The organism is Serratia sp. CY71090, assembly GCF_052166845.1.
In the GTDB taxonomy this organism is placed as follows: domain Bacteria; phylum Pseudomonadota; class Gammaproteobacteria; order Enterobacterales; family Enterobacteriaceae; genus Serratia; species Serratia nematodiphila.
Window position 1 is genome coordinate 99,524 of the sequence record NZ_JBJNOA010000002.1, and the last position, 22,667, is coordinate 122,190.

At 62.4% G+C, this 22,667-nt stretch carries 18 protein-coding genes; 5 read left to right on the plus strand and 13 right to left on the minus strand.

Features of this window, described 5'->3' with window-relative positions; all coding sequences use genetic code 11:
* Positions 1-33 precede the first annotated feature (33 nt).
* Genes ACJ8OK_RS06100 through ACJ8OK_RS06110 form a run of 3 tightly spaced genes read right to left on the minus strand, consistent with a single transcriptional unit; the run spans position 34 to position 4,965 of the window.
* Positions 34-300: an immunity protein TriTu family protein gene (locus ACJ8OK_RS06100; protein WP_041035036.1), complete on the minus strand. Its 267-nt coding sequence runs from the start codon at positions 298-300 to the stop codon at positions 34-36.
* Positions 285-4,502, minus strand: coding sequence for a TreTu family toxin (locus ACJ8OK_RS06105; RefSeq protein ID WP_442530454.1), 4,218 nt, complete (start codon positions 4,500-4,502; stop codon positions 285-287). Before ACJ8OK_RS06105 ends, ACJ8OK_RS06100 begins: the two co-directional genes overlap by 16 nt.
* 31 nt (positions 4,503-4,533) lie before the next feature.
* The gene (locus ACJ8OK_RS06110; RefSeq protein WP_033633102.1) at positions 4,534-4,965 is read right to left on the minus strand and encodes a DcrB-related protein; all 432 of its coding nucleotides are present in this window, start codon (positions 4,963-4,965) and stop codon (positions 4,534-4,536) included.
* 234 nt (positions 4,966-5,199) lie between these two features.
* On the opposite strand from ACJ8OK_RS06110, the gene ACJ8OK_RS06115 reads away from it, so the two are divergent.
* Positions 5,200-6,204 (plus strand): alpha/beta fold hydrolase, encoded by a 1,005-nt coding sequence (locus ACJ8OK_RS06115; protein WP_437198963.1) that lies wholly within the window; start codon positions 5,200-5,202, stop codon positions 6,202-6,204.
* A 68-nt stretch (positions 6,205-6,272) separates the two neighbouring features.
* On the plus strand, positions 6,273-6,923 hold the full coding sequence (locus tag ACJ8OK_RS06120) for a dihydrofolate reductase family protein (protein WP_437198965.1): 651 nt from the start codon (positions 6,273-6,275) through the stop codon (positions 6,921-6,923).
* Positions 6,924-6,965: 42 nt separating this feature from the next.
* Here ACJ8OK_RS06120 and ACJ8OK_RS06125 read toward each other — a convergent pair whose 3' ends face one another.
* Positions 6,966-8,582 (minus strand): serralysin family metalloprotease, encoded by a 1,617-nt coding sequence (locus ACJ8OK_RS06125; RefSeq protein WP_242141697.1) that lies wholly within the window; start codon positions 8,580-8,582, stop codon positions 6,966-6,968.
* Positions 8,583-8,993: 411 nt separating this feature from the next.
* Here ACJ8OK_RS06125 and ACJ8OK_RS06130 point away from each other — a divergent pair, with 411 nt between their 5' ends.
* Positions 8,994-9,347 (plus strand): AprI/Inh family metalloprotease inhibitor, encoded by a 354-nt coding sequence (locus ACJ8OK_RS06130; RefSeq protein ID WP_004940750.1) that lies wholly within the window; start codon positions 8,994-8,996, stop codon positions 9,345-9,347.
* 4 nt (positions 9,348-9,351) lie between these two features.
* On the opposite strand, the gene ACJ8OK_RS06135 is transcribed toward ACJ8OK_RS06130, so the two are convergent.
* Both ACJ8OK_RS06135 and ACJ8OK_RS06140 read right to left on the minus strand, forming a co-directional pair.
* On the minus strand, positions 9,352-9,873 hold the full coding sequence (locus ACJ8OK_RS06135; RefSeq protein WP_033633108.1) for a chromate transporter: 522 nt from the start codon (positions 9,871-9,873) through the stop codon (positions 9,352-9,354).
* Entirely contained in the window at positions 9,870-10,436 is a 567-nt protein-coding gene (locus ACJ8OK_RS06140; RefSeq protein ID WP_033633658.1) for a chromate transporter, read from the minus strand. Before ACJ8OK_RS06140 ends, ACJ8OK_RS06135 begins: the two co-directional genes overlap by 4 nt.
* A 103-nt stretch (positions 10,437-10,539) precedes the next feature.
* Between ACJ8OK_RS06140 and ACJ8OK_RS06145 the strand changes: the two genes are divergently transcribed.
* Together ACJ8OK_RS06145 and ACJ8OK_RS06150 are read left to right on the plus strand one after the other, a co-directional pair.
* Positions 10,540-11,451: a LysR family transcriptional regulator gene (locus tag ACJ8OK_RS06145; protein WP_033633109.1), complete on the plus strand. Its 912-nt coding sequence runs from the start codon at positions 10,540-10,542 to the stop codon at positions 11,449-11,451.
* A 292-nt stretch (positions 11,452-11,743) separates the two neighbouring features.
* Positions 11,744-12,913, plus strand: a complete 1,170-nt coding sequence (locus ACJ8OK_RS06150; RefSeq protein WP_085058669.1) for a cupin domain-containing protein — start codon at positions 11,744-11,746, stop codon at positions 12,911-12,913.
* Positions 12,914-12,950: 37 nt separating this feature from the next.
* Here ACJ8OK_RS06150 and ACJ8OK_RS06155 read toward each other — a convergent pair whose 3' ends face one another.
* The 7 genes from ACJ8OK_RS06155 to ACJ8OK_RS06185 all read right to left on the minus strand — a co-directional run bounded on the left by ACJ8OK_RS06155 (position 12,951) and on the right by ACJ8OK_RS06185 (position 22,583).
* Positions 12,951-14,255, minus strand: coding sequence for a c-type cytochrome (locus ACJ8OK_RS06155; protein WP_442530455.1), 1,305 nt, complete (start codon positions 14,253-14,255; stop codon positions 12,951-12,953).
* 11 nt (positions 14,256-14,266) lie between these two features.
* On the minus strand, positions 14,267-14,725 hold the full coding sequence (locus tag ACJ8OK_RS06160; protein WP_004940763.1) for a (2Fe-2S)-binding protein: 459 nt from the start codon (positions 14,723-14,725) through the stop codon (positions 14,267-14,269).
* Complete coding sequence (locus tag ACJ8OK_RS06165) at positions 14,725-16,947, minus strand: molybdopterin cofactor-binding domain-containing protein (protein ID WP_442530456.1); 2,223 nt, start codon at positions 16,945-16,947, stop codon at positions 14,725-14,727. Before ACJ8OK_RS06165 ends, ACJ8OK_RS06160 begins: the two co-directional genes overlap by 1 nt.
* 201 nt (positions 16,948-17,148) lie before the next feature.
* Positions 17,149-17,973 carry a M55 family metallopeptidase gene (locus ACJ8OK_RS06170; RefSeq protein ID WP_015377804.1) on the minus strand — a complete coding sequence of 275 codons (825 nt, stop codon included), beginning with the start codon at positions 17,971-17,973 and terminating at the stop codon, positions 17,149-17,151.
* A gap of 16 nt (positions 17,974-17,989) precedes the next feature.
* Positions 17,990-19,045, minus strand: a complete 1,056-nt coding sequence (locus ACJ8OK_RS06175) for a P1 family peptidase (RefSeq protein WP_004940769.1) — start codon at positions 19,043-19,045, stop codon at positions 17,990-17,992.
* A 171-nt stretch (positions 19,046-19,216) separates the two neighbouring features.
* Complete coding sequence (locus ACJ8OK_RS06180; protein WP_442530457.1) at positions 19,217-21,316, minus strand: peptidase domain-containing ABC transporter; 2,100 nt, start codon at positions 21,314-21,316, stop codon at positions 19,217-19,219.
* Complete coding sequence (locus tag ACJ8OK_RS06185) at positions 21,309-22,583, minus strand: HlyD family secretion protein (protein WP_082997675.1); 1,275 nt, start codon at positions 22,581-22,583, stop codon at positions 21,309-21,311. The genes ACJ8OK_RS06180 and ACJ8OK_RS06185 overlap by 8 nt, the downstream gene beginning before the upstream one ends.
* Positions 22,584-22,667: the final 84 nt, after the last annotated feature.

Genomic DNA, 22,667 nt, shown 5'->3' on the forward strand with positions numbered 1-22,667 from the left:
AGCAAATCAAAATCAGATCAATAATCTTTATAACTAAGTTCTAAGCAACGATACAAACTCTTTAAATGCTTCTATTACTGTTTCCTCGTCTGATAATTCTCTTCGTTCATTAATTATATAGTTCCCGGTTTCAACATCAATGATCTCCAACATACAAGATGCATCATCCCACACCGTAAAACGCGCAATCTTCGTATCGTCATCTATATCAACAACCAGACTATCTGTAAAATCATTAGCATTGTACTTAACTTCATAATGGCTATTGGATAAGATCCAATCACTTATTTTTTTGAGCATGTTGAAATTCCTGATTCTGTTTTATGAGCCTTAACCTCAATGTTTTTCACAGTCGGCATTTCTGGTACTGGTAGCCCCTTACGTTTGGCTAATCGCCCCTCCAACGAGTCAGGGCCAACTATTTTTGCCCAACCTTCATTTGTCTTGATTAATGATCGTTCAGGCACTTCGAATTCAACGTACATAGTACCCGGTTTAGCTTGTTTTCCAAACGCATCAACATTTGCAGGTGATGCTACATGGGTTGTTCCCGTTGTGCTTTGCACAACCTTACCTGTGGAAACCATTTTTTCATATTCTGCCGGTCCCATCCAGCGACCAACAGTAACCTCAGTCAACCCAAACGGATCCACCCACATCAGCGGGTTCGGCGCATACTGATACAGGTTCAACCCGCCACGCAACCCTATCGGATCCTGCGTGGTAAAACGCCCCACCTCGGGTTCGTAGTAGCGGAACAGGTTATAGTGCAGGCCGCTTTCGTCGTCCTGATATTGCCCGGCGTAGCGCAGCGGCTGCTGATATTGCGCGCCCTGCCGCTTCGCCGCGCCGGCCACCGTCTGGCCCTGCAGCTTGCCGAAGGTGTCGTACTGCCCGGACCAGCACAGGTTGCCCGCTGCGTCGGTCACTTCCAACGGCGCGCTGTTCAGATCGGTGTGATACCAGTAAATATCTGCCGAGCGGCTGTCGCCCGCCTGCTCCAGCGCCGCCAGCGGGCTCCACGGGCTGGCCGGATCGTAGCTCCAGCTGCGGCGGCTGCCGTCGTCGCGCTGCTCCTGCAGCAACCGGTAACCCTGCCACAGGAAACGGGTCGTCTGTTCGGTTTTGCCTTTGTAGCGCACCGTTTTGCGGCTGCGGCGGCCCAGCGCGTCGTAATGATACTGCGCCTCGAACTCGCCCTGCGGGCCGCGGCCGTGCGCCTGCACCAGCCGATTGTCGGCGTCGTAGCGGTAGTGCTGTTCGTACAGGCCGTTGCGCCGGCTGATCAGGTTGCCCCAGGCGTCGTAACGGTAAAACAGTTTTTGCCAGTGCCTCAGGCGGTTATCGGCGATCGGCGCCAGCGGCAGGTGCGCGTCGATGTCGCTCTGCGGGCTGCGTTCGCCCAGCAGGTTATCCGCCAGATCGTACACCAGCCGCGCACCCGGTTTGCCCTGATTGGGTTCGCGGTGTTGCAGCAGGCGGCCTTCGGCGTCGTAACCGTAGTGCACTTCGCCGCGCAGCGCGTCGCTCACCCCGGCCAGCTCGCCGCGGCCGGTGTAGCGATAAGCGCGCCACAGCACGCCGTCTTCCGGCCGGGTCAATTTGTCGTGGCCAAAGGCGCTGCTCTGCCAGCTGCGGCGGCCCAGGGCGTCGTAACGCCGCTGCTGCTGCAGCGCGCCCTGGCTGCGGCCGGTTTCCCGGTGCAGGCGATCGCGGGTGAATTCGCTCACCACCTGCTGGTTGAATTTGATGGCGCTGGCGTGGCCGGAGCCGTAATACAGCCACTGCAGGCGATCGCCCTGCGGCAGCGTCAGCGCCTGCAGGTTGGCCAGCGCATCCCATTGGTATTGCAGCTCGCCGTTCACGCCCTGCTCGCCGAGCAGCCGCCCGGCGGCGTCATAGCGCATCTGCACGCTGTCCGGCTCGATGCCCAGCGCCGCGCCGCTCGCCGTCGGCAGGCGGTTCAGCTCTTGCAGCCGCCCCATGGCGTCGAAACGGTAATGCCATTCCGCGCTGGCGTTGCCGCGCCAGACCAGTTGCCCGGCCTCGTCGAAGCGGAAGCGCTGTTCGCGCTGCGTCAGTTCGCCTGCGCTGCCCGGCTGGCCGACCTCGCGGTGCTCCTCCAGCAGCCCGGCCGCGCCGTAGCGATAATAGTGGCGGGTGTCGTCCGGGCGCTCTTCAGCCAGCACGCGGCCGACCGCGTCGTAGCCGAAGCGGTATTCGCCGCCGTTGCCGTTATCCAGCCGCGTCAGCCAGCCCTGTGGGCTGTAGTGATAGCGCCGGGTGCGGTTGATGCGATCGGTAATGCTGACCGGCAGCCCCAGGGCGTTGTACTGCCAGCGGGTCAGGCTGCCCAACGCATCCTGATGCACGGCCAGCTGGCCGTGCGCATTCCAGTTAAAGCGCTCTTCGCCGCCGTCCGGGTGGATCAGGGTATGCAGGCGGCCGCCGTTATCCCACAAGTAGCGCGTCTGATGGCCTTCGGCATCGGTCTGCGTCGTCAGTTGCCCCAGCGCATCGTAGGTATAAGCCGTTACGCTGCCGGAACAGTCGGTGTAGCGCGTCAGCTGGCCGCGGGCGTCCCACTCCAGCTTCACTTCCCCGCCCAGCGCGTCGATCACACTAGCGGGCAGGCTCTCTTCGTCATCCGGATAGCGGTACAGCGTGGCGTTGCCCAGCGCATCGACATAGCGCGTCGGGCGCCCCAGCGTGTCCCAATGCTGCGCCTCACTGCTGCCGTCCGGGTAGGCGACGGCGAACAGCCGGCCGCTGTTGCGCGAATATTGATAGCGCGTCACGCGGCCGAGCGGATCGGTCTCCGACAGCAGGCGGCCGTAAGGATCCCATTCGCTCTGGCGCTGCGCGCCGCCGGGCAGCAGCACGCTGCACAGCTCGCCGCGTTGGTAGATGAAACCGTAGCGGCGCTGGTCGAAATCGGTGTACTGCGCCACGTTGTCGTCGTCATCCAGCCGCCACTCCGCCCGTTTGCCGTCGCCGCGCACCGCGCTGCGGCGCCCGCCGGCGAAGTCATAGCCGAACTCAAGGGATTCCCCGGCGCTGTTGCGGTAGGCCGTCACGCGCGGCACGCCGTCGATCTCTTGCCATTGGTATTCGTTCAGCAGCCCGGCGGCGTCCTGGTGGCTGATCATCAGGCCGTCGCGCCAGCCAAAGCGCCGCGTCACCTCACCGGCGCGGTTGCTCACCGTCGTCAGTTGGCCCTGCTCATCGTAACCGTAGCGCGCCAGCGTTCGTTCACCGTCGGCGGTTTGCAGCGCCACTTCACGCAGGCGGCCCTGCGCATAGCGGCACATCAGGCGCTGCCCGGCGCTGTCCACCAGTTCGCTCAGCAGTCCCTCATCGTCGTAGAACAGCGAGGTGGCGTTGCCGATGGCGTCGGTGATCATGCTCAGCCGGCTCGGCTGGTCGCCCGCCAGCGGCGGGTAGTGGAAAATCTGTTCGCCGACGTCAAACAGCTGCCAGCTGCCGTCGTCGTTGTGCATCAGCCAGCATTTTTCGGCTTCGCAGTAGGTTTTGTGGCCGCGCGGCACCCTAGGGAAAGCGACGAAGTCGCCGGAAGGCGCACGCCACACCAGGCCGTCCTGATACGGCTGCAGGCTGCTCTCCCAGAACAGGTTCCAGCCGCGGCCCAGTACGCCGTCGCCGGGGTTGCCGCTGCGCCAATAGCGCTGCCAGGCGACCGGCAGGCGCGAAGGCAGCACGAAATCGAGATCGTCTTCGCCGTCGAGGAATTTCTGGCCGCTGACGATATCCACCGGCCGGGCGATAATGCCGACCGCGGCGGTGGCGGTCATCAGGGTGCCGGCGCGGCAGGCGATGCGCGCCAGTTTGTTGATGCCGGGCAGCTTGCCCAGCAGTTTGCCGAGCGCCCCCAGCTTGCCGGCGGCGCCGCCCACGCCGCCCACCAGGCCGGCGAACAGCAGCGTCAGGTCAGAGACCTTGTACAGCCAATCCGGCACTTCGGGCTTGATCGGCAAGGTGGTGACGGTGCCGCCGCCGATAAACACGTTGGGCGAGCCTTCCATCACCTGCGCGTCGCAGTTGGTTTTGTCCCCCACGCGCGAGGCGGGCTGGCCGTTGATGCTGACCTTGTCGGAGCCCTGCGCCATCTGCATGCTCGGGCCGTCGTCGCTGCAGGCCACCTGGCTGTTGGTGGCGAGCGCAGCGGGTTTGCCGTTGATGAAGACGTTGGGGGAGCCGGTGACGATATTGCCTTTGGGGGTCAGGCTACCGGCACCGGCGTCGGCAATGCCGTCGCGCGCCGCGGTGGCCGCCTCCCCGGTGAGATACCCCACCGCCAGGCTGGCGCCGATAAGCAGCACGCCGACGCCGATACAGGAAGCCGCCAGGCCGGCGACGAACAGCGCACCCGCCGCCAATGCGCCTGCGGCGGCGATCAGGCCGCCGACAAGGGTGCCGGCAATCATGCCGGCCAGGGCATGGGAATGCCCGATGGTATCGCCGACGCGAGCCGCTTCGGTCATCGTAAGTTCCTTTTACGCAAAGAGTTCATCGTTAGGCCGCCCGGTAGCTGTTCAGCACCTGCTGCAGCAGCGCGTCGTCTTGCGGCGTCAGCTTGCGCGCCATCGCCAGGGTGAACACCAGCACCCGGCCCTCCGCCAGCGCGAACACCGCCTGGTTCTGCCAGATGCGTTTGCCGTCGCGCAGGTAGCTGGCGCGCACCCACTCACCGGCGGCCAGCCCATCGCCCAACGTCGCCGGTTCGCGGCTTTTGAACGCCCAGCCTTTCAGCCCCTGCGCCAGCGCATCGAGCTGGCGGGTGACGTAGCTTTCCAGATTCTCCGCCGGCTGCAGCGCATCGCGGGAAATATTGACTGAGGGGGAAACATCATCGCCGGCCAACAGGACGTTGACCGTGCGATCGGCATAGCCTTCCGGCAAAGCGACGCTGCCTTCGCTAAAAGCGCAGCGGGATAAAGCGGACATGCGAGGATCCTTTTGCATAAATAATGCTTAAGCATCGCATAACTTAGCCTTGAAATAAAACCATCAGATACGGCGAATGTTGCGCGGCGTGACCGCGTTCACTGTGCAAAAGAGCGGTGCCGGAATCTGGCCGGGAATCAAACCGTCATATTACAGAATTATCTGAATCCACCGGCGCGCCGCCGCGCCGATTATGGCTATACTCGGCTTTCGTCCGTTTTTCAGGAGATCAGGATGCTGAGATTCACCCGTAGCGCGCTGCTGTGCGCCGCGCTGGCCGCGTTCGCCGCCGGTGCCGCCGAAACGCCGACGTTCGGCCCGGAGCTGCAGGGCTTTCACTACCCCTACCCGTTGCAGCAGTTCAGCTTCACCTCGCAGGGGCAGCCGTTAAAAATGGGCTATATGGACGTGCCGCCGGAAGGCACCGCCAACGGCCGCACCGCGCTGTTGCTGCACGGTAAAAACTTCTGCGCCGCCACCTGGCAGGACACCATCAAGGCGCTGAGCAAGGCCGGTTATCGCGTGATCGCGCCGGATCAGATCGGCTTTTGTTCCTCCACCAAGCCGGCGCATTACCAGTACAGCTTCCAGCAGCTGGCGCAAAATACCCACGGCCTGCTGCAGAACCTGAACATCAGCAAGGCCATCGTCATCGGCCACTCCACCGGCGGCATGCTGGCCACGCGCTACAGCCTGATGTACCCGCAGGCGGTGGAACGGCTGGTGATGGTCAACCCGATCGGCCTTGAGGACTGGAAGGCGAAAGGCGTGCCGTGGCGCAGCGTCGATCAATGGTTCGCGCGCGAGCTGAACACCTCCGCTGAGAGCATCCGCAATTATGAGCAGCACACTTACTACGGCGGCCGCTGGAAGCCGGAGTACGATCGCTGGGTGGACATGCTGGCCGGGCTGAACAACGGGCCGGGCCATCGCCTGGTGGCGTGGAACTCGGCGCTGATCTATGACATGATTTTCACCCAGCCGGTGTATTACGAGTTCAAGGATCTGCAAACGCCCACCACGCTGATGATCGGCACCGCCGACACCACCGCCATCGGCAGCGATATCGCCCCGCCGGCAGTCAAGGCCAAAATCGGGCATTATGACGTGTTAGGCAAACAGGCGGCGAAACTGATCCCGCACGCCACGCTGATCGAGTTCGCAGGGTTCGGCCACGCGCCGCAGATGGAGGAGCCGGAGCGCTTCCATCAGGCGTTGCTCAAGGCGCTGCAACCCTGAGCGGCCGTTGGCGCAGCCGCTGCACGGCGGCTAAACTTTCAGCTGGCACTCAATTGCAGGAGACAGCCATGCGACAGATTATTGCCAGCGCGTTCGTCAGCCTCGACGGCGTGATGCAGGCGCCGGGCGGGCAGGACGAAGACCGCAGCGGCGGCTTTCGCTTCGGCGGCTGGACCGCCCCCTACTGGGATGACGCCGTCGCGGAAACGATGAGCGATCTTTTCTCTGCGCCTTTCGATCTGCTGCTCGGACGGCGCACCTACGATATCTTCGCCGGCTACTGGCCGCAGATCACCGACGAGGCCGACCCGTTTTCGGCCGATATCGCCCGCGTGTTCAATCAGGCCACCAAGTACGTCGCCACCCACCACGGCGAGACGCTGGCGTGGGAGAACAGCCAGTGGCTGGGGCGGGACATCATCGCCCGGCTGCGCGAGCTGAAGCGCGCTCAGGGGCCGGTGCTGCTGGTGCAGGGCAGCAGCACGCTGATGCAACAGCTGCTGGCCAACGATCTGGTGGACGAACTGCGCCTGCTTACCTACCCGGTGCTGCTCGGCGCAGGCAAGCGGCTGTTCGATGACAACGCCGCGCCGGCGGCCTTCACGCTGACCCAATCGGTGGTCTCACCCGGCGGCGTGATCGTGGCCCACTACCGCCGCGCCGGCGAGGTGGCCACCGGCGACTTCACGGTGGAAAGCGCGGCGGCGGCCCAGTCGTAAAAAAAGGGCCGTTCGGCCCTTTTCTCTTTTCCTTCCTCGCCCTCAGGCAAACAGAATATCGCTCTGCTCCACCTGCCCGACCACGTGGATCTTGAAGTCGGCGGCGTAGCTGTTGCTCTGGGTGTTCATCAACAGATCGGTGGTGCCGTTGAAGGCGTCGAAGTTGAGCTGGATCTCGCCTTTCTGGCCGCTGAAGGCGCTGCCGCTGTCGATAAAGCGCAGCTCGCTCAGGCTGTTGTTGAAGCGCAGGCCGGAGAGATCGATCTTGTCGATGCCGTGCTCGAAGTCTTCAATCACGTCGAACGCCGCCACCGTGGACTCTTTGGCGTTGAGATAGACGAAATAGTCGGTGAAGTTGTTGGCGTCTTTGCCGCCCCACAGATGATCCGCCCCCAGCCCACCGTACAGGATATCGGAACCGGCGTTGCCCGCCAGCAGGTTGTCCTGATCGTTGCCGATGATCAGATCGCGCCCGCTGCCGCCGATGGCGTTCTCGATGATCGCCCCGCGCGCGATGGCGACGTTCTGCGTGCCGCCGCCGACGCTGGAGAACGCGCCGTCGTTCAGGTTGATCATCTGCTGCTGGCTGTAGCCGGAGAAGTCCAGCGTGTCGTTGCCGCCGGCGTCCCACACCGCGAAGTTGACCGGTTTGCCGTTGTCCGCCGTGGCGGTCAGGAAATCGCGCCCGGTGTTGGAGTTGAAGCCGTACACCGTGTCGCCGGTGCGGGTGCTCATGTTGGCGCCGTACAATTTTTGGATCGCGGCGATGTCATCCACCATCGGGCCATAGCCATACACCCCTTTGGTGTCGGCGCCGGTGTAACCGGCGTTGAAATAGCTCATGATCGAGTATTGCAGCGAATCCTGATAATAAGCCGCGTCGTTCTGGTAGCTCGGGTTGCCCAGCGACGCGTCATAAGATCCCGGGTGCGCCAGCCCCAGGGCATGCCCCAGCTCGTGGGTGAAGGTCTGGCTGCTGAAGTCGCCGCTAACCGGCGCCTTATGGGTGGCGAAATTTTTGTTGAACCACACCGTGCCGGCGAAGGCGTTATCGCTGCCCGCTTTGGAGCTAGGCGGATAATAGGCGTACGCGTTGATGGCATTCGGGCCGCTGCCGGCGGCGGTGCTGCCGTCGGCGCGCTGGGTGAAGTAAGCGAAGGTAATATCCGCGCGGTGGTTGATGTCGGTGGACGCCGCCGCAGTAAAGGTTACGTTCGCCACATCGGCCCAGGCCTGCATCGATTTCAGCGCCTGAGCCTGCGCCGCCAGGGTCAGCGGCTGCAGCCCCTTGTCGCCGTCGCCGGTCTGGCCGATGCGGTTCAGCGCGCTCTGCGTCAGGAAGGAATAGGTCAGCGCCACCGGCTGGTGATACGCCTGATCGCCGTTGTGCGTCAGGCCCGGCCGCGTCAGCTGATCGGCGGCGCGATCGAAGCTGAAGTTATCGCGGATTTTACCCAGGTTGTTGATGGCTGCCCCGCCGCGCTGGTTGCTGTACAGGTTAGCGTTGTCCAGCGTGAACAGCGCGCCGTAGCCCAATCCGTCATAGGGGCTGCCGGGCTGATGATAGTAAAACTGATAGTTGTGATCGTTGGGGGATGTGGCGGCCAGGCTGGTGAACTCATCGTCATCTTGCAAAATGTCGTTGTGGCGACTGCTCATTGCATTCTCCTTTTACACAGTAGGAATCCACTCGCTTTGTAAGACTATTCATCAGTCGTTTTAATCTAAGCCATGGCTTAGGATTGACCAGTATAGTAATTAACCCCGACGGCGCGAGCCCACGCCGCCGCGCATCACCGCGCCGGGCGTTAAGGCGGAAATAATCATAACGATTTGTATTAGCGCAGTATTAATGAGAAAGATAAACGTATCGGCGGGCTAATGACTCGTCTTTTTGGGCATGTTATCGCCGGTTAGATCAGAATTATCGAGGATTAAAAAACCTAATCCTTGCCTCATCATCCCGCCGGGAACGTGCTAAGGTGTGAACGGACAGCCGAAAGGAGTGACCCGATGCCAACCCATTTCCTTATGCGCGCCTTGCGCCGCGCCAGCCTGACAGGAGTCGTTATGAGCGTATTGTGCAGCAGTGCCCTGGGCAGTTCACTGCCGTTGCTGGAACCCGCCGCGCTGAAGGGCGACTGGCAGCTCGCCGCCATCGGCGACGGTAAAACCGTCTGCGAGGTGCAGCTGAGCGACGAAGCGGTAGCCAACACCAACGCCTTCCGCTTCAGCGCCTCAGCCGAATGCCTGCAGCCGCTGGCGCTGCACGCGCTGCCGGTCGCCTGGCGGCCGACGCCGGACGGCATGACGCTGACCGACGCCGAAGGGAGCATGGTGGCGTTTCTGGCCCTGACCGCGCCGAAACGCTATGAGCTGATCGACCGCAACGGCCCTTCGCGCTTTGTGCTGATCCCGCGCTAATCCTTCAGGCGAACAGCAAGCCGAGCAGCGCGCCACCGGCCAGCACCCACAGCGGATGGAGGCGCTTGCTCATGCTCAACCCCGTCGCCAGCGCCACGATCGCCGCCAGCCGCCAATTGGGCGCGGAAGCCTCGGCGATCAAAAGGCCGCTGGCCGCCACCAGCCCCACGGTCAGCGGCACCAGCCCGGCCTGCACGATGCGGCGCCACGGACGATCCTTAAAGCGCCGCCAGGCCCCCATCACCAGCAGCGTGACGATGGAAGACGGCCCGAACTTGGCGATCGAAGACACCAGCAGCCCCGCCCAGCCGGCCACGTGCCAACCGACCAGCGGCACGATCATCATGTTCGGCCCCGGCGCGGCCTGCGCCATGGCGAACAGCGCGCTGAACTCCTGGGCGCTCATCCACTGATGCACCTCCACCACCTGCCGCTGCATCTCCGGCAGAATGGTCATGCCGCCGCCGAACGCCAGCAGAGAGAGCTCGGTAAAGATCAGCGCCAACGCCATCAACACCCCGCTCATGACGGCCACCGCCACATCAGCAGAATGCTCAGCGGCGCCAGCACCAGCATGGTCGGCAACAGCGGCAAGCGCAGCCAGGCAATGGCGATCAGCGCCAGCGCCACAATCGCCAGCGCCGCCCACTTGCCGCGCAGCGGCAGCAGCATCTTAATCCCGGTCGAGAGCAGCAACCCGGCGGCGGCGGCGGCCAGACCGGCGAACACATGCTGCACATGAGGATCGTTTTGGAAACGGGCGTACACCACGCCCAGCCCCACCACAATCGCCGTCGGCGCACTGATGAGGCCCAGCAAGGCGCACAGCGCGCCGCGCAGCCCGCGAAACTCCATGCCCACCGCTACCGACAGGTTGATCACGTTGCCGCCGGGCAGAAACTGGCACAGCCCGAGCAGCTCGGTGAACTGTTCGCCGCTCAGCCAGCGCCGCCGCTCCACCAACATGCTGCGCGCCATCGGCAGCACACCGCCGAAGCCGATCAGCCCCAACCACAGAAAGCCCAAAAACAGCGCCGCGTTGCCCGGCGCTGCCGCCGGGTGCGGTTTTAACGTATTGATATCTGACATGACATTGCCGTTCCACATCGCTTGTTTTGATGTCTGGTATCATGCGCGCCGCCGTGCCATGATGTCTAATGCATTCCGGAACTACTAAAGATACCTTTGAGGTATGGCTATGATCGAACTGCGTCGCCTGCGGGCGTTCGTCACCGTGGTGGAAGAAGGCAACATCACCCGCGCCGCCGAGCGGCTGTTTATCCAGCAGCCGCCGCTGACCCGTTTATTACAGGGGTTGGAAGATGAATTGGGCGTGAAATTGTTGCAGCGATTGCCGCGCGGCGTGCGCGTCACCGAAGCGGGCGGCGTGCTGTTCGAAGAAGCCCGCGCCCTGCTGGCGCGCGCCGAACGCCTGCGGGAAGCGGTGCAGCGCGCCGCCCGCGGCGAGCAGGGCCATATCGCCATCGGTTTCACCAGTTCCGCCGCGCTGCACCCGTTCGTGCCCAACCTGCTGCGCCGCTACCGCGACATCCTGCCGGGCATCACCACTCAACTGGAAGAAGCCGGCAGCGGCGAACTGATGGAGGCGTTGCTGGAACAGCGCCTCGACGCCGCCTTCGTGCGCTCGCCGGCCAACGGCATTCCCGGCCTGAGCGTGGAGCCGGTGCTCAGCGAGCCGATGATCGTCGCTCTGCCGCTGGGCCATCGGCTGGCGCATGAGACGCAGCAGCCGCTGCCGTTGGCCGAACTGGCCCACGAGGCGTTTATTCTCTATCGCCGCCCGGCCGGCCAGGGGCTGTACGACGCCATTCTGGCCGCCTGTCACCGCGCCGGCTTCAGCCCGCGCATCGTGCAGGAAGCGCCGCGCCTGCCGGCCACCCTCAGCCTGGTCGGCGCCGGATTGGGGGTGTCAATCGTGCCCGGTTCCATGCGGCGGCTGGGCGGCGACGGCATCGTCTACCGCACTCTCGCCGCAGAGGCGCAGCTCAGCGCCCCGCTTTACCTGGCGCTGCGCCGCAGTCCGGCCTCGCCGATCGTCGAGCGCTTTCGGCAACTGGTGCTGGAGACCGTGGGGCAGTCATAAAAATAGCCCAAACGGCCAATAAAAAATGACGTTCGTTTATTATTTATTTAAATTATCCGGCGACTAAAATTAATTCCATCCAATGACTATTCAACTTCCGTTTAATTAATTAAACCTGCACTCACTTAGTAACAAACGCAAACAAATAAGCGCCTACGCAATACCTTCCAGCCGCTAGGATTTAAGGGTCACAGCCTATTTCCGCCGATGACAAAAAATCATTTCAATGGCGAACGCGCCTTCCCTGTCGCCTGCTTCTGCAGGCGCACGGCTTTATATTGGAGAAAATGCTATGCTATCGCGTCGTGATATATTGAAAGTCTCCGCCGTCAGCGCGGCCGCCGCCGGCATGATTGGCGGCATCGCCAAAAATGCCGCTGCCGACGACCATCGCAATATCGTGCCCCCCAGCAGCTATCAGCCGCCTGCCGATGCGCAGCATCTCTATAAATATAAATTCACCGACAGCAAAAAGCGCAGCCTGCCCAGCGGCTGGGCGCGTGAAGCCACCGTCGAGCAATTCCCGATCTCCGAGGGCGTGGCCGGCGTCGACATGACGCTGGAACCGGGTGGCGTGCGCGAACTGCACTGGCATGCCATCGCCGCCGAATGGGCATTTATGCTGGAGGGCCATGCGCGCATCACCATTCTCGATCCCGAAGGCAAATGCGAAGTGGCGGATTTCGGGCCCGGCGACGTCTGGTATTTCCCGAAAGGCTACGGCCATTCCATTCAGGCGTTGGCGGACGGCGCGCATTTTATTTTGGCGTTCGATAACGGCCATTTCTCCGAATTCGGCACCTTCAGCATCACCGATTGGGTGGCGCATATGCCGAAAGAGGTATTGGAAAAAAGCGTCAACATGCCGGCGGCGGTATTTTCCAAGGCCAAACAGGGTGAAGCTTATATTGTCGGCGGCGCCATCCCGCCCACATTGCCATTGCCGAAAAACGACGGCGGATTAAATAACGCCCCGCTGACCCACCGTTATGAATTAATGAAGCAAAAGCCGTTCTTTGAAAATGACGCGGGCAGCGTCCATTTGGTGTCGTCGAAAGAATTCCCCATCTCCACCACCATGACCGGCATCATCGAGATCGTGAAACCCGGCGCGATCCGGGAATTGCACTGGCACCCCAACGCCAACGAATGGCAATACTATATTGCCGGCAAAGGCCGCATGACGGTGTTCAGCTCGCACGGCCACGCGCAGACGGAAGAGTACGCCCCTTCAGACGTCGGTTACGTGCCGCAGGGCTTCGGCCATTACATCGAGAACATCGGCGATGAGGATTTGAAGGTCTTGATCGTGATGGACAACGGCATTTATCAGGATATTTCGTTGTCCGACTGGCTGGCGAAAACCCCGGCCTACCTGCTGGCGGACAACTTCAATAACCAGGTTGAAGACTGGCGGGATCGGCCAAAAGACAAACGGGTGATGTCGCGGCGCAGCCGCTGACGCCGCGGCGAGGGAGCCGCTCCCTCGCCGCTTTTCTTTACTGCTTGCGCTGCTCCGCCACCTGTTTGGCGGTGACTTTGCCCTGCTTGTCGCCGAAATGGCCGACCACAAAGTTGGCGACCGCCGCCACTTCCTCGTCGGAATAGGCGCTGCCGAACGCCGGCATCATCTCATGCCGCTCGCCGACGCTGATGCTCGTCCCCTTCAGGATGGCCTGCACCACGCTGCGCCCCTGCGGATCGTTCACCGCCGAGCTGCCGACCAGCGATGCGTACTCGCTTTGGCGGCCCGGCCCGTTCCACTGGTGGCAACCGCTGCAGTCGTTGGCGAACACCCGGCGCCCAAGCGAACTGTCTTGCCCGCCCGGCAGGATCGGGGTGGAAGCCCCCGCGCCCTTCGGCTGCAGGTTCACCGCCGCCGCGCCGTCGCCGGCGATAGGCTCGATGTCGCGCAGGTATTTCACCAGCGCCAGATTATCTTCCGGCGTCAGGAACTGCAGGCTGTTTTCCACCGCTTCCGCCATCGGGCCGGCGGCGCTGCTGCGCCCCGGCGCATGACCGGTAGCCAGATATTGCGACAGCTGCTGGTCGCTCCAGCCGCCGATGCCGGTCTGTTTGTCCGGCGTGATGTTGGCGGCGAACCAGCCCTGCACCACTTCACCGCTCAGGTGCTTGCTCTGGTTAAGACCAAACCCCAGATTGCGCGGCGTATGGCACTCGCCGCAGTGGCCCAGCGCCGTCGCCAGATAGGCGCCGCGATTCCACTGTTCATCCTTGTTGAGATCCGGCGCGAAGCGCTGCTCATGGAAGAACGCCAGGTTCCAGAATTTCATGCCCCAGCGCTGGTTGAACGGGAACGACAGCTCGTTTTGCGGGTTGGCCTGTTTCACCGGCGGCAGGCTGAACAGATAATCCTTGATCGCCAGCACGTCATCGCGGCTCAGCCCGGTGTACGAGGTATAAGGCATCGCCGGATACAGGTTGCCCTGCGGTCCGATGCCCTCACGCACCGCGCGCACGAACTGATCGTCGCTCCAGTTGCCGATGCCGGTCTCCTTGTCGGCGGTGATGTTGGTGCCGTAAATGGTGCCGAACGGCAATTTGAAGGCGAAGCCGCCCGCATAAGGCGCGCCGCCCGGCGCGGTGTGGCACGCCACGCAGTCGGCGGCGCGCGCCAGGTACTCGCCGCGCGCCAGTTTGTCGGTCATGCCGGCCGGCGCCCCGGCGATCGGCGCCGCCGGCTCAGCGCCGGTTGGCCGCAGCAGGGTATACAGCGCGTACCCTCCCGCCAACACCACCACGGCGATAATCAGCCATAACAGCCCTTTCAAGGCATTGCTCATCGCATCTCTCCCTAACCCAACGCCTTGGCGGCCTGGTGGATGGCGGCGCGAATGCGCACATAGGTGGCGCAGCGGCAGACGTTGCCGCCCATCGCCGCGTCAATGTCCGCATCGCTCGGATCCTTGCTTTGCGCCAACAGCGCGCTGGCGCTCATGATCTGGCCGGACTGGCAGTAACCGCACTGCACCACGTCCAGATCAAGCCAGGCTTCCTGCACCGCCTTGCCTTCCGGCGTGGCGCCCACGGCTTCGATGGTGGTGATTTTCTTGCCGACGGCGGCGGAGACCGGCGTCATGCACGAACGCACCGGCACGCCGTCCAGATGCACGGTACAGGCGCCGCACATGGCGATGCCGCAGCCGAACTTGGTGCCGGTCAGGCCGGCTTCGTCACGCAAAAACCACAGCAGCGGCATGTGCGGATCGCCCTCAAAGGTCAGCGGCTGATCGTTTACGGTTAAATGAATCATCAGGTTCTCTCCTTGTCAGACGCCGGATTCGCAGTGGGATTATGCAGCGGCAGGCTCAGCGAGGTGCGCGGCCGCCCGAGCAGCGCCAGCGCATTGCCGACCGCCGGGGCGATGGTCGGCACCCCCAGCTCGCCCACGCCGGTCGGTTTCTCGGTCGAGGGCACGATGATCACCTCGACCTCCGGCATCTCATCGATGCGCAGCGGGCGGAAGTTATTGAAATTGGACTGTTCGACCACGCCGTCTTTCAGCGTGATATTGCCGTATAGCGCCATGCTGAGGCCGTAACCGATGCCGCCCTCGATCTGCGCGCGGATCACGTCGGGGTTCACCGCCACGCCGCAGTCCACCGCGCACCACACCTTGTGCACTTTCGGGATGCCGCCTTCGCCGATCGACACCTCGGCCACCTGCGCCACATAGGTATCGAACGCCTTGGCGACGCCCACGCCGCGCGCGCACCCGTCCACCACCTTGGCGCCCTGCCAGCCGGCGGCTTTGGCCACCGCCCGCAGCACGCCCGCCGCGCGCGGCGCATCGCCCATCAGCGCCAGCCGCCCTTCGACCGGATCCTGCCCGGTTTCCTGCAACAGCTGATCGATAAAGCTCTCCACCGCGTGGCCGGTGTGGGTGCTGGCGACCGACCGCAGCGAGGTGGTCGGCACCTTGCCGGGCACGATGTGCGCATCGCAGCGGAAGGCTTCGAAGGTGTATGACACCTCGCTGGCGCCCTCGACCATCATTTGATCGAGCCCGTTGACCACCAGCGCATCCATCGCGCTGTGGCGCGTCCAGGAGTGGCCGACCACGGTATCGGTCCAGCCCACCACCTTGCCGCCGCGAATGGCGCCGCGCAGGCGGTGCAGGATCATCGGGCGATACCAGCCGTTGCGGATGTCGTCCTCGCGCGTCCATACCACTTTCACGCCGTGGCCGGGGCCGATGCCCTTGGCCGCCGCCGCCATGTCGGCCGCCAGATCCGGCCCCAGCGTCGGGTTGCCTAAATCGATGCGCCGGCCGAAGCTGCCGCCCGCCAGAATGGTTTCAATCTGCACCTTCTCCGGCGGCAGCTCGAACAGATCGCACAGCTGCTTATGGTCAAGCGTCTGGATTTGGCAACCGTAGCGCGCCTTGACGCTCTCGCCGTCCCAGAACAGATAGCCGTCCAGCGGCTCCATCGGCGCGTGGGCGACGTACGGGAAGGTGTATTCAGCCTCGATCACCTTGTCGGCCTTATCGAACACCTCGTCCGGCTTGCCGTGGCTCTTCGCCACCACGCCGGTTTTCTGCGCCACCTGGCGGAACTCGGCGTAGATCTCCTCGGTGTTGCGCCGTTCGGCCTGCGCATCGTCCCAGGTGACCCGCAGCCGTTCCCGCCCCTGGATCGCCGCCCAGGTGTTTTTGGCGTAAACCGCTACACCGGTGGCAACCTGTTTCACCGCCACCACGCCCGGTACCGCCAGCGCCCGCTCGGCGTCGAAGGTCGCCACTTTGCCGCCGAAACGCGGCGGTTTCTTGATGGTGACGGTCAGCATGTCCGGCTCGTGGATATCCTGCGAGAACTGCGCGCTGCCGTTGGTTTTCGCCAGCGAATCGACGCGGTGCAAACCGCGCGTTTTGCCGATCAGGGTGAAATTGGCCGGGTCCTTCAGCGTCAGGCTGGCGGGATCGGGCGGCGGCAACGTGGCGGCCAGCGCGGCGAACTCGCCAAAGCCCGCTTCGCGCCCGCTGGCGGCATGGCGGATCTTGCCCGCCTGCACGGTGATTTCCTGCGCCGAGGTTTTCCAGCTCTGCGCGGCGGCCTGCACCAGCAGCGCGCGCGCCATGGCGCCCATGCGCCGCATTTGCTCATAGGCATTGGCCACCGAGCTGGAACCACCGGTCCCCTGGAATCCGAAGGCCAGGTTTTTGTAGATATTGGTGTCCACCGGCGCGGCCACGACCCGTACCTGCGCCCAATCGGCGTCGAGCTCTTCGGCAACCAGCGTCGCCATGCCGGTATAGACCCCCTGGCCCACTTCGGTGTGTTTACTGATGACGGTGACGACGCCGTCGGCGCCGATCTGAACGAAGGCGTTGGCGTCTAACGCCGCCGTGCCGGAGGCGGCCGGGGCGTTCGAGCGCGCCAGCGCGCCGGTGGACGGCAGATAGGCGCCGATCACCAACGCCCCGGCGCCGACGATAAACCGCCGCCGCGAAAGCGGAACTTGGGATATGCTCATTGCTCATGACTCCAAAAAAACCGAAGGCGTCACTGCCTTCGGCGAAACAACTCTTGTTATGGGAATGGCTTGCCGCGCCGATCAGGTGACATAGCGCAACAGAGCAATAATTAGCGTAGCCTATTATTCAGCAGGCCTAATCTTGATAAGGGATTTTCTGTTGGAGAATCGTGCGGTGCGGGCGGGAACCCGCACCGGGGGTCAGCTCTGCGTCGTCGCCAGAGAGGAAAAGACGCTGAGCAGGCGGATTTGCGCCGCCATGTTGTCGCTGTCGAAGGCCACGGTGAGCGCGTCCTGGCGCTGCACGCCGGGCACCAGGCTGAACAGATCCGCCAGCACCGGTTTGGCCGCCATCAACGTCAGCCGGTAAGGTGGCATGAAGCGGCGCTCCACCGGCAGTCTGGCGCCCTGGCGCACCTGCTGCATCGCCCGCTCGCGGATCTCCGCCCGCGCCCGCTGAGGGCTGAGCGATTCAGCGGCGGTTTGCGAGATGGCGCGTTTCACGCAAACATAGCCAGATTGCGGATAACGCTCAGCGATCCAACGTTGCAGCTCGTCGTCACCGCTCACCAGCCACAGCGGGACGTTCAACTCGGCCGCCGCCGCCGCATACAGATCGCTTTCGCCTACCACCTCGCCGTTCAGGCTGACGCGGTAAAAGGCCCGGCCATTGATGGTATGCGCCAGCACGCCGCGTTCTCCGGCGGCGCTGTGATAACCGATACACATCAGGCCGTCGTAACGTTGATGCTGCAGCCCTTCCACCATCGATAGCCCGCGCGGTTTGCCCTGCACCAGGCGCGCCCGCGCATCGATGCGATCGGCGCGCAGGTTCTGCATCATCGCGTGGCTGTCGGCCACCGTCACCTCGGTGGCGCCGCCGGCAAAAGCGCCGTCGATGGCGGCGTTGACCTCCTGCTCCATCAGCTCGCGCGCCGCCGCATAGTCAGCATGGGCCGGGTTGCACTGCTCCGGCCGCATCACGCCGGCGATACCCTCGATATCCGCAGAGATAAAGACTTTCACATCACACTCCCGTTATTTAATTTTCCGCCAGCCGATCGAGCAGCGGGCCCAACGCCATACGATCGTGCTGCTGGAAACCGCTGACGCCTTCGGCGCTGAGCAAGGCATCCAGCACCGCGTATTCGGTGGCGTCCGCGGCCGCCGCAAACAGCGGCTCCAGCCGTTCGTCCGGCAACGTCGCCCCCAGCAACCGGGTGGAAAACGCCAGCGCGATATCGCCGGAGCCGTGCCCCCAATGGCTGCCCACCCGCCCCAAACCAGCGCCCGCGCGGCGGGCGATGCGGTTCAGCTGGCGGCTGTCCAGCGCCCGATCGCAGGCGATGATGATAATGACCGAACCGGCGTCTACCTGCGGCGGCGGATCCGCCAACAGTTTGCCCAGCGCCTGGCCAACGCGCACGCCGCTCAGCGTCAACGAGTCGAGGGTGCCGAAGTTGGCCAGCACCAGCACGCCGAGCGTGGTGCCAAGCCCTGGGCAATAGCGCGAGGCGGTGCCGATGCCCCCTTTCAAGCCGAAGCTGCTCATGCCGCGCCCGGCGCCGACGCTGCCGCGCGCAAAGCGGGTGGAATGGTTATCCAGCGCGCTGAAGACGTGCTCCTCACGCACCGCCATCGCCTGAATATCGTTGAGGTAACCGTCGTTGCACTCCAGCACCAGCGGGTTAATGGTGGCGCTGCCGCGGCCGATCTGCGGGTAACGCAGACAGCTGCGCCGCACCATGGCGTTGAACAGCGTGCCGACGGCGAAGGTGTTGCTCAGCAGGATCGGCGTTTGCAGCACCCCCAGCTCGTTCAGCTGCACCAACCCCAGCGGCTTGGCGAAGCCGTTGAGCACCGCGCTGCCGCACGGCAGCGGCTGGTTAAACAGATCGCCCGGCGGCACGATGGCGGTAACGCCGGTCTGGCATTCGCCGTCGGCCAGCGTGTGATGCCCGACGCTGACGCCCGGCACGTCGCACAGGGTGTCGGTCGGGCCGGCCGGATAGCGCGCGCCCGGCAGGCGGCGATGGCGCCGCCAATAGCTCAGCAGATTGTCGAGGCTTTGTTGTTCAAACGCCTGGCTGTCTGTCATGGTTCCCTCATCCGCCGTCAGCCCATCAGAAAACCAGAATATCGCGCAATGCGCCGCGCCGTAAATTGAAAGCCGAAGCGAGCAGCAAAAATAGCCTTGCCCCATCGCCATTTATTGGGTTTTTAGGGGGGAAACAGTGTAAATGGCCGGTGCCGCGGGTGATATCCCCCCTTATCCCAAATGTATAACCCGATCTGCCGACGCAATGGTCGTTTCACGGTGGGCAATGATCAGCTTAGTGATATTGAGTCTCTTGATGGCCTGATTCACCACAGCTTCGCTCTCCTTACCCAGCGCGCTGGTGGCCTCATCCAGAAACAAAATAGCCGGTTTTTTGTAGATTGCCCGGGCTATGAATAGCCGTTGTTTTTGCCCGCCGGACAATCCTTCCCCCAACTCGCCAATCAGTGTTTCATATCCCATAGGCATGCGTAAAATCACGTCATGCAGATAGCTGGCACGGGCACAGGCTTGCATCCAGGCATCGTCCACCTCGTCCGCAAACCCGCAAATATTTTCCCGGATCGAGCCGGAGAACAGTTTGTCGTCCTGCATCACGCAGGCAATCATTTTGTGGTAGTTGTTGATGCCGAGCTGGCGGATATCGACACCGTTCACCTCAACCCGCCCTGAATCCGGGGTAAACAGTCCGCACAACACCTTCATCAACGTGGTTTTGCCGGCGCCGGACGGGCCCACGATGGCCACGCTTTCGCCCGGCGCAATGCTGATGTCCAGGCCATCAAAGATAGCCGATGACTGACTGTCGTAACGATAGCTCAGGGCATGGGTCGTCAATCCCAAAGGTTGCAGCCCCGCCGTGTAAGGGTGATCGGGTTTACGCGCCTCCCGCGGATGCAGGGCGATATCGGCAATGCGCTCGTTATGCAGGCTCATCATGCGCAGCTGCAGCAAAAATTCCGTCAGCGACCCGATGCGGTCGGAGAACTGGCCCCGAAAGGCGCCGAACGCCACGAACATGCCGAGGGTCATCTGGTTATCGATCACCAGTCTGGTGCCCAGCCACAGAATGACGATCTGGTCGCACGCCGCTATGAAGGTGTTGATCCCGCCAAACAGCATGTCCATTCGGGTGACGCGGATACCCGTGTTGATGGTGTCGATTTCAAGGTTTAGCCAGTGAGCGATGCGGCGTTCTGCCATGCCCTGCATCTTGACGGTAGCGATACCGTACAGCGTTTCCATAAAATACGAGCCGGCCCGCGCCTCTCTCACCAGCGCCTCCTCGGACAGCTGACGGTAATATCCATAGGTCAGCAGCCGCATCAACACATAAAGCGCAGTGAAAGTGAGCACTACCCAGGTCAGCCAGCCGCCATACAGCACCATCATCACCAACACACCGATCACCATGATGCCGTCCATGATGGCGCCGACGATACTGGTGGTGAAAGTGCTGCGCAGCGTATCCAGTGAACCGAAGCGTGATTGAATGTCACCCAGCTTACGCCGTTCAAAGTAACCGAGTGGCAGGCGCAGCAGATGGGTGAACAACCCGGACTGCCACTGCACGTTGATAAGCGTCGCCATGACCAATCCTGACCATGCCCGCACCATGCCGATGGCAGCCCGCAACAAGATAAACAGCATCAATCCGGCGCAGATGAGCGACAGTAACCCGCGATCTCCGGCGGGAATGGCGTGATCCATCACCAGCTGCGTGCCGATGGGCATCACCAGGTTGATGGTTTCGAATACCAGAGACAGGCAAAAGATTTTGCCGAGCGCCCCCTTGAGGCCATGCACGCTGCCGATCAACGTGCGAAGATGAATGCGATGGCGGACGCTGTCGGCGGTGAACTCGCTGCCGGGCCAGGCCTCAAGCGCTACGCCGGTGAAACTGTGCGACAGTTCCGTCAGGCTGACGGCCCGGCGCCCGCGCGCCGGATCGTGCAGCACCGCGCGGTGGCCTTTGACGCTGACCAGCACCACGAAATGGTTGAATTCCCAGTGCAGAATGCAGGGCAGTTTTAGCGCACCGAGTTCGTCCAGATCCAGAGACAGAGGACGGGTGCTCAACCTCAATTGCTCGGCGATACCGGTCAGTCCAGCCAATGTGGCACCGCGGGATGACAGATTGAACTGCCGGCGCAGCGCGATCAGGTCGATGTTTTTGCCGTAATAACCGCAGATCATCGCCAGACAGGCCAGCCCGCATTCCGACGACTCGGTCTGGTGCATCATCGGAACCCGGTGGCGCAGCCGCAGATCCAGTTGGCTGACCCGCTGTTTGAATGTGCTCCTACTCATTGACCGGCCCCGTCGCACTGTGTTTCATGTCGTAGAACGGCGACAGCATCCATTGATACATCTTCCTTTTTTCCAGAAACAGAGTGCTTTGCGCTTTCATGCCGTTTTCCAGGCTCAGACGTTTGCCATCGTAAGCAATGGATTGTTTTTCCGGGATAACAATCACCTTGTAGTAAGGCACGGCGGCGGTCAGCGCCGCTTTGGGCGCCCCCTGGTAGGTCAGCATTTCCTGCGGTGAAGCCGGGGCTTTGGAGATGACGGACACGGTGCCGGCGAACTGGCCGAACTTCTCCGCCGGAAAGGCGTCATAGCGCACATTGACCTTATCGCCGGCGGCAATGTAGGGGATGGCGTCGTTGGGCACCCACAGTACCAGGGCATAGCGATCGATGTTTTGCGGAATAATCTGCAGCAGACTGTCGCCAATGTTGACCATCTGGCCAACCGTGACGCTCAGCGAATCGATGCGGCCGCCGGCCAGCGCGCGAACGATAATATCGCCAGTGGCATCGATGTTTTGCCGCTCCTTTTGCAGCTCATAGCGCTGCAGCTCCATCTGGTAGATCTGGTTGTCGAATTCGGCAGCCTGGATATGGATCTGACTCTCCAGCGCGGTGATCTGCAACGCATTCTGTTCGTTCTGGCCGGACAGGCCCAGCAGGTTGTTCTGCTGCTGGTAATACAGCGCCACCTGATTGGTGAGCTGATCCTTATTGATCAGCCCCTTGGTCTGATAGTGCCGGTAGTTCTCCATGTTTTCCTTCATGATGCGTATCCCTTCCTGGGCGCGTTTGAGGATATCGGTGGAGCGGGTGAATGCAGCGGTGTATTGCGCCTTCTGTTGTTCCAGCATGATAAGCGTGGCCTGCTTGCTGCTTTCCAGTCGGTTAATGATTTGCGCAATGCGCGCCAGCTGGCCATCGATATCCCGCCGTTGGTTGTCGCTGAGCACACCGCTACGGGTACTCTTGCTGACGTCGATCTGGTAAATGGGGGCACCAACGGCAATCACCTGCCCTTCGGTGACAAATTGTTTGACCACTACCCCTTGAACCGTGGAGTAAACGTTCGCGGCGCGGGGATAGGTGCTGATCTCACCGGTCACGTTGACCCGCCGGGTATAGGTGCCGGCGATGGTGAAGGTGAGAAAAGCAATGAGAAAAAACAGGCACAGCCCCGCCGTGAACCAAAAGGGAATGCCGGGAAGGAGGAGCGCCCGGCCACGCCATTTCATTTTCTGATTATCGATCGCTTCCTGGCGAAACATGATCAGCGTCCCTTATTGATAGCTAACATTCAAATTCACAGGCTATTGTATTGATAATAAAACAAGCAGAAGATCAGTTAATTT